Genomic DNA, 4,554 nt, shown 5'->3' on the forward strand with positions numbered 1-4,554 from the left:
TATTGCAAGCCAAGAAAAGGCGAGCCCTAAAGAGGCCTTCACTATTGCTAATGACTAAAGATTGAACCATGTTAGACTTTCAGTCGTATAAGAAATCTACCTGCTTTCAGCAGGTAGTGGTTTAATTACTCTTTAAAAAACATAAGGATATTCATTTGGCTGCTTCATGCAGCTTTTTTAACACACTAAACGGGTTCTCCAAGGTTGCCTTTCGGCAACGGCATTTCTCTCTATTAAGCTCCGCACCGCACCCGGGGCAGATGCCTTTACAGTCTTCGCTGCAGACATGTCGCATAGGAATCTGCAACAGGATCTGTTCCCTGAATATTTCCCCTATCTGGATTTTAGCTCCACTATAAAAGGATACTTCCATGTCTTTGCTGCCAAGGGTTATTTCTTTTTCTTTGTCTGTCAATTGACCAGGCACAAATTCGTAAAAAAAAGATGCATCTATCTTATTATTGTATTCCTCCAGACAACGGTCGCATTTAAGGACAATCAAGGCCGCAATCTTGCCTTTTAGATGCACATCCCCATCAACACGGTGGAGAAAGACCTCACCTTTTACAGGGCCCAGTATTCTGCATTCCTCTATCCCGGACAAAAGCCCGGGCATGTCTTCAAAAATCAGATGCAGACCGTATTCCGGAATATCCTCTACAAGGACGGTATTTCTAAATTCTTTTGTTTTTTTGGTCATTAAACCTAAGGCCTGGTTAATTTCAGATTACTAAAGCTTTTTGCACGAACCCTGCAATATATAGAATGGCTAAACCTTGTCAAGATAAGTAGAACCTAAGTTGAGCGATTAGCTGTTAGCCATTAGCGTTTAGCTTTGAAAAATCAGGGCATTATGTTAACAGGGTGAAAGTTTGTAATAAATAATATCCTTTAATCATTAGACTAATAGCTAACTGCTAAAGGCTAACCGCTCAATTTAAATAGAAGGAGGATTTAATATACCGGCTATAATTATTCCTGTCTCGTAAAGGACATACAAAGGCACCCCCATCAAGGCCATATTGAAGACGTCAGGCGTGGGAGTGAGAACGGCAGCCATTACGGCAATTAATAGAATCGCATAACGTCTGTATCTCCCAAAGGTCTCAGGGCCACAGATTTTCAATCTACAAAGCAATGTCATGACTAATGGAATCTCGAAGATCAGGCCGAAACTAAGGAGAAAAAGCCCGATAAAATTCACGAATTTACCCACGGCTATCACCGGCCTCAGGTGTTGCGACTGATAGCCCAGGAGGAAGTTTATCCCGAACGGAAGGGTAATGAAAAAACAGAAGAGGGCTCCTGCATAAAAGAGTAGAAGTGCTGACAACATAAATACCAGGGAAGATTTTCTGGAAAAACCAAGCACATCTACCAAACCCTGCGACATGCGCCAGAGTATCCACGGGGCCATGAGAATTAATGCCCCAACACTTGAGAGCTTGAGCAGGGCCAGTATCGGTTCCAGTACCCCAAAAAATGCGAGTCGCTGCTGGAAATGGGACTGAAGAAAGGTAAGGAAGTGGGGAGAAAGCCAGTAAATTATGGCGGTCAACCCTGTAAAGCAAATCGCGGTTTCCAGCAGGAAACGCCTTAAATATTTAAGCAGGCGTATCAGGATCTGGGCCAGAGATTCGGGCATAGTCTTTTGCTCTGCAGAAAATAATCAGTACCGCCGCAGGTGACGCAGAGGATGTCCCTCAGCAGAGTCTCTCCCGTATATAGTCCACGGCATTCCGGAAAAAGGCCAGTCCCGCCCCTTCCTCTGGCAACTCCTTCCTGGTCCACCGCGGATGGTTGGTCCTGTGATGAAAGGCCTCAGGATGGGGCATCAGGCCCATGAGCCTGCCTGTAGTATCGCAAATCCCGGCTATGGCGAGCTCCGAGCCGTTCGGGTTATGGGGATAGTCCTGCGTGGGCTCCCCTGTTACAGGCGATGCATACTGAAGTGCGATAAGACCTTCTGCCATCAGCCGGTCCCTTGCTGCCATGTCAATTGTTACAAACTTTCCCTCTCCGTGCCTTACAGGCAACTCGATAATGTCTATTCCACGGGTGAATATACAAGAAGAGCCCGGGGTGACTTTGCAAGTCACCCACCGGTCTTCGAACTTGCCGGAATCGTTATAGGTGAGACTTACGTAACGTCGCTCATAATCGCCATCAAAACCTGGCAGGAGGCCGATCTTGACCATCAATTGAAAACCATTGCACACCCCCAGTACCAGACCGCCTTTTCCCACAAATTGCAGAAGCTGATCCAGCATGCGTTCACCGGTTCCCCTGATCCTGGCATTTCTGAGCCTGTAAGCCCCGGCCTGCGCCGCTCCCAGATTATCGCCATCCAGAAATCCACCCGGCAGGTTAAGAAAATGATAGTCATCTAGGCGGACGCTCCCGTCCAGCAAATCACTGAGATGGACTATATCAACGTGCTCTGCACCTGCCAGCCTGCAGGCATTGGCCGTCTCCATCTCGCAGTTGGTTCCATATCCGGCCGTAACTATTACACGTACTTGGGATGTCATATAAAACTCCTGAGCCGCCCTCTATTATCCGCAGGTCTCCAGCCACTGATTGACCTCGTTCTCAAAGAGTTCATAAAAGGCGTCAGAGCCTCCCAGGCCGGTTCGACCAAAAGTATAATTGATTTCAATGAATAGGGGAATATCAGAGCCTTTCAAAAAGACAAGATCAAAACCTGCCATATTGATTCCGGTATTATTACACAGCTCTTTTACTGCATCTCTTCCTATGGCCTGCAGCTCCGGATCGGACCGGGCATCAATCTGTCCGCCCCTTGCGATATTGTGGAGAAAACCCGATGTGTTGCATCGCCAGTAGCTCTGGATATGGTTTCCTATGATCACAACCCTGAGATCCTTTTGGAGATCAGGAATAAATTCCTGCAACACAAAGCCAAATATGCCCCGCATCTCAAAATGCTTGAGTATTTCCGTTACCTGTTTCAGGTCCTGAGCGTCTTCTATCAGCCAGGTCTGGGTCCCTCCTCCTCCACTGGTCCCCTTTATCACAAATGGATAATCCGGGAGCCCGGGACGGTGTCCCATTTCAGGGTGATCGCCCAACAAGGTTTCAACTCGCGGAAAGATCCACGTCTTTGGGTGAGGAATTCCATAACTCCAGAACAGCATGGTGTTTCCAACCTTTCCGTCCCACTTGAAGCGAAGACTATAGTTTGGGAAGACATTAGTGCACAGAGTGCAGCACAGGGCATAGAGTTCCCTGGATACTGTCTGTGGTAATATCACTGCCCTGGCCTTTGTGAGGTTACGGATCATATCCTCATCCCAGATACCCCTTTCCCAGTAAAAGAGATCGCCTTTAATCATGGGATGAAAGGATATCACAGGGCCTCTGGCGTCAGGTCCGGTTTCCTGATTGATAATATTCTTCTCCAAAATAGATCTTTTACGCCTTTAAAAGGGTCCATACCCCAATACCAACAAATCCGATGCCGGCCAAATAATGCAGGTATTTTTCACTTATATACTGAGAAATGATACTTCCGGCCAGGACACCAATGGCAGAAGCTGTTATCAGGGCAAGTGATGCGCCCGCGAATACTGTGAGCTTGCCAACTTCTTTGTCAGCGGCAAATAATATGGTTGCCAATTGTGTTTTATCACCTAACTCAGCAATGAATACTGCCGTAAAAACGGTTAATAGTATCTTTAAATCCACTTGATTACCGGTCCTCTTTATTTGGTCTGACATTGTATTTTGGTTTTTTCGTAAACCGATTACAGAGGAAGCGCCATGATTTCTCGCCGTGATGATTAATCGGGAATATAAACATTTTTCATATCGGATCCGTGGCACTTATTTTGGGAATTTGGGCGGTCGCTGAAAGCATGCTTGTCTGCAGCGGGTCTGCAGCAAGAAGTCGGAACGGAGACTCAGGGACTAACATAAATTCTTGACATAGTGCCGGTTGACGGGTCTTTGTAGCGTATCTCGCCCCTTACCTCACCCGACCTGACAGTCCCTGCTGTTTCCATTGAAATCCGGAAAGTCCCGGATTTTACTTTTTTCAGTAGCCATTTTGCTTCACCATGTTTCAGATCGTATTTATCAAGAGGAGGAAGTGATCGCTTGATATCTGTCCCTGCGGGAAGGTGCTGGATTACTATGATCGTGTTTGGTGCTGGTGGCTGTATCTTGATCTCCATAACGATTTTCTTGCCCTCGGAGGCAATATATCTGGCAGAGACCAGATCACCTGCGTAAACCTTCATGGAAAGAATTGCCAACAACAATGCCCCAGCAAAGACCGCGAAATTCCCGGATGTTTTAGGATTTAACATATATTTCAGGCCTCCAATCTGTATTTGATCACGGGGCAGGGCCGTCCCTTGTCACTCCAATGCTCTCGTCCCTTGTTTTCTGAGGCCTTTGGGGCGGGGGATTCCTGCCCCCTCCCCGTTCTCCTTCGCTTCGCTCCGGAGCCGGGGTTTCCCCCGCCCCAAAGGCCAAGAAAAACTGCGGGACTTACGCAGGTCGCTCCAAGGGACGGCCCTGCCCCGTGAT

General features: G+C 47.4%; 7 protein-coding genes (1 of these 7 only partly in view). All 7 read right to left on the bottom strand.

The window, feature by feature from the left end; translation table 11 throughout:
- Positions 1 to 151 precede the first annotated feature (151 nt).
- Entirely contained in the window at positions 152 to 700 is a 549-nt protein-coding gene (locus C4B57_00810) for a hypothetical protein (protein ID PXF56027.1), read from the bottom strand.
- 237 nt (positions 701 to 937) lie between these two features.
- Positions 938 to 1,645, bottom strand: coding sequence for a preprotein translocase (locus tag C4B57_00815; GenBank protein ID PXF56028.1), 708 nt, complete (start codon positions 1,643 to 1,645; stop codon positions 938 to 940).
- 58 nt (positions 1,646 to 1,703) lie between these two features.
- Positions 1,704 to 2,531: a phosphoribosylformylglycinamidine synthase gene (locus C4B57_00820; GenBank protein PXF56029.1), complete on the bottom strand. Its 828-nt coding sequence runs from the start codon at positions 2,529 to 2,531 to the stop codon at positions 1,704 to 1,706.
- 24 nt (positions 2,532 to 2,555) lie between these two features.
- Positions 2,556 to 3,356 carry a glutathione synthase gene (locus C4B57_00825; GenBank protein PXF56145.1) on the bottom strand — a complete coding sequence of 267 codons (801 nt, stop codon included), beginning with the start codon at positions 3,354 to 3,356 and terminating at the stop codon, positions 2,556 to 2,558.
- 79 nt (positions 3,357 to 3,435) lie between these two features.
- On the bottom strand, positions 3,436 to 3,708 hold the full coding sequence (locus C4B57_00830) for a hypothetical protein (protein ID PXF56146.1): 273 nt from the start codon (positions 3,706 to 3,708) through the stop codon (positions 3,436 to 3,438).
- Between the two features lie 215 nt (positions 3,709 to 3,923).
- Positions 3,924 to 4,331, bottom strand: coding sequence for a hypothetical protein (locus tag C4B57_00835; protein PXF56030.1), 408 nt, complete (start codon positions 4,329 to 4,331; stop codon positions 3,924 to 3,926).
- 5 nt (positions 4,332 to 4,336) lie between these two features.
- A protein-coding gene (locus C4B57_00840) for a hypothetical protein (GenBank protein PXF56031.1) crosses the window boundary here: on the bottom strand, positions 4,337 to 4,554 show its 3' portion. 73 nt of this gene lie beyond the right edge of the window; the window shows 218 of its 291 coding nt (coding positions 74-291); the start codon falls outside the window, past its right edge; it ends in the stop codon at positions 4,337 to 4,339.

The sequence above is a fragment of the Deltaproteobacteria bacterium genome, from assembly GCA_003194485.1.
Lineage (GTDB): Bacteria > Desulfobacterota > Dissulfuribacteria > Dissulfuribacterales > UBA3076 > UBA3076.